The organism is Longimicrobium sp. (assembly GCF_036554565.1).
In the GTDB taxonomy this organism is placed as follows: Bacteria; Gemmatimonadota; Gemmatimonadetes; order Longimicrobiales; family Longimicrobiaceae; genus Longimicrobium.
Genome location: NZ_DATBNB010000056.1, coordinates 1 through 2,021, shown reverse-complemented (window position 1 = coordinate 2,021; position 2,021 = coordinate 1). Strand labels below are relative to the sequence as shown.

The window sequence follows — 2,021 nt, the reverse complement described above, 5'->3', positions numbered from 1 at the left end:
GTGGCGGGGCTGCGCGACGAGTTCGCCGCCGTCGCGAGCATCGCCGACGCCAACGGCGAGGGCGCCACCGTCGTCGCCGAAGCCGCGCGCCTGCAGGCGCAGACGCTGGAAGAGATCGAGCGCGCCACCCGGTCGCTCGGCGAGGTATCCGAACGCCTCACGGGCTACATCGCGCGCCTCCAGGAAGTTACCTGATCGGGCGTACCTCCGTGGTGGTGGTGCCGCTCCATTCGTCGGCGCTCCGCCCTTCCTTGATCTTCTGGATCACGAGCGTCCAGAACGCGCGGAGGTGGTTGGGAAGGACCAGTTCGGGAAAGCGGCGGATCAGGGTTTCCGGGGGAATGAGCTTCCACAAGGTCTTGCTATCCCCTTCCTGCAGCACGCGAGCGATGACGGACGGGTTCTCGGGGTCGAGCTCCACGTCTTTCTGAAGATCCCAGAACAGCTCCGGAAAATCTCCGTACCGGTATGCAGGTCCGCTCGGCCGGGGCTTGATCTTGGGACGGACGATGTACAGGTGGGTGTAGCCCTCGCCGGGGAGCTCGGCGAGGGCTTGCTGCATGTGCGCATGATGGAGTTCCACCACCTCGGCGGCCACGCGGCGCTCGCGCGTCTGCTGCCGGGCGACGCACAGGTCCAGCGGGGCGTCGAAGGCGATGGCCACCACCGGGCGCCCGTGCTCGGCGGCCATCTCGCGCAGCCGCTCCCGGCTCCACGGCGACAGGTTGGTGGCGTCGGCGACGGCCCTGCGGCCGTGGGCGAGCCGGCCATAGACGAGGGCGTCGAACACCGCGAAGGCCGCGCGGCTCGCGGCCTGGCTCCCTTCGTCGTCCGACACCATGCGGCGGCAATCGTCGGACGACACGATCTCGTTCGCGGGGAAGCGCGTGCGGGCGAAGGTGCTCTTTCCGCACCCCGACGGCCCGACCAGGATCACCAGGGCGTCGTCGGCGATCTCCATCTCCGCCACGGGATGCTCGGTGGTCCGCCGGACTGGAGACGCATCCGGTGCGGCCGGGTTCCTCTCGGCAACATCCGCTTCCATGAGCATCAGGGGCACCGCGGGCTGTAGTAGCGCTTCAGCCAGGCGCTCAGGCCGTCGAGGCCGGGGAGCAGCACGCGTTCGGTGACGTTGGCCTGGTCCAGCTTGTCGCGCACCTCCCACTTGAGCTCGGCCGGGATCACGATCTTCCGGAACAGGTCCGGGTGCGTCTGCATCCAGTCCTCCAGCTTCGCCTCCGGGCTCGACATGAGCGCGAAGACGGCGTACTGGTTGACGATCCGCTCGTCCAGCGAGGGCGGCTCCAGGAACACCACGAAGTCCTCGTCGGCGAGCGCATCGAACTCTTCCAGCGTCTGGGCGCGCCGCTGGAGCATCTCGACCGTGAACACGTCGGCCTCTTCGGACTCCATCTCGTCGCGGAGGGTCTTGGGAAGCAGCGCGTGCGCGGCCCCGAAATCCACCGCCCAGATCACCCCGTCGGCGCCGAACTGGTCCAGCCGCGCGGTGGCGAAGTGCATGGCCACCTGGGGCGAAAACGTCCAGTCCATCAGCCGGGTGGGGAGGCCGTGGTGCTGCCCCAGCGCCATCCAGTTCCAGATGGAGTCTACCTCGTGCCCCTTTCGCGGCGCGTACTTGCGAAAGTTGCGCAGCAGGTGCTGCTCCATCCGCGCGAAGTCGCCCCCCAGCCGGCACAGGCTGGTGGTGAGCGCGTAGTCCGCCTGCGACACGCCGCGGAACACGTACGACGAGCGGATACGCCCGATCTGCTCGTTGTAGGCGTTCTGGTACAGCTGCTCGTTCAGCTCGGTCCAGTCCGAAACCCGGATTTCCGACATCCTCACGCCCTCGCTGTGATCCCCTCCGCTGTCTTCCGCCATCCACTCGGCAACAAGCGTACGCACGGGCCAGCAACGCGCAAACAGTGTCGTCCGTGGCGTAAAAAGAACAAACTGGACACGTGCGCTGGAGTGATTAGTATGCACTCCACTCGGACGTGGCGGCGCGTTGACGTTGCGTG

The 2,021-nt window shown here is 67.5% G+C and carries 3 protein-coding genes; 1 reads left to right on the top strand and 2 read right to left on the bottom strand.

Translation table 11 applies throughout. The features are described from left to right. Positions 1–195: hypothetical protein (locus tag VIB55_RS01515; RefSeq protein WP_331874892.1), on the top strand; the 195-nt coding region annotated here is incomplete at its 5' end. On the opposite strand, the gene VIB55_RS01510 is transcribed toward VIB55_RS01515, so the two are convergent. After that, positions 188–961, bottom strand: a complete 774-nt coding sequence (locus tag VIB55_RS01510) for an AAA family ATPase (protein ID WP_331874893.1) — start codon at positions 959–961, stop codon at positions 188–190. The two genes, VIB55_RS01515 and VIB55_RS01510, sit on opposite strands and share 8 nt — an antisense overlap. Positions 962–1,050: 89 nt before the next feature. Next, complete coding sequence (locus VIB55_RS01505) at positions 1,051–1,839, bottom strand: FRG domain-containing protein (protein WP_331874891.1); 789 nt, start codon at positions 1,837–1,839, stop codon at positions 1,051–1,053. Positions 1,840–2,021: the final 182 nt, after the last annotated feature.